1 pseudogene is annotated in these 322 nt (G+C 32.3%); it reads right to left on the bottom strand.

The features are described 5' to 3' along the window. A pseudogene (locus tag KH400_RS25180) lies at nt 1–246 on the bottom strand (permease); the annotation flags it as partial. Between the last annotated feature and the right edge of the window lie 76 nt (nt 247–322).

Genomic DNA, 322 nt, shown 5'->3' with positions numbered 1-322 from the left:
GGGAATGAGCCTTTGAAGGTGCTCCTCAGTCACAAAAACTTGAATGATTCCTGCAATAAAAACACCTATTAAAACAAATGGGATGGCTTCAATTAATATAGATAGAAAAATCATATTAAAAGTTAGCAGTGACTCTGGAAGAAATAAATTACTTATTGTAAACCGTTCATTATAAAATATGATCAAAACCGCGATTCCAAGAAGAATAAAACCAATTACTTCTGTAAGATTATGTTGAGTCCGCATTTATTAAAAGTCCTCCATCTTTTGTTTATTCAAATATATGCGGACAAGGGGGCAACATGAACACAAATCATAAAGA

The organism is Desertibacillus haloalkaliphilus (genome assembly GCF_019039105.1).
Classification (GTDB): domain Bacteria; phylum Bacillota; class Bacilli; order Bacillales; family KJ1-10-99; genus Desertibacillus; species Desertibacillus haloalkaliphilus.
The sequence above is the reverse complement of the archived record's forward strand: the minus strand, read 5'-3'. Positions and strand labels throughout refer to the sequence as shown.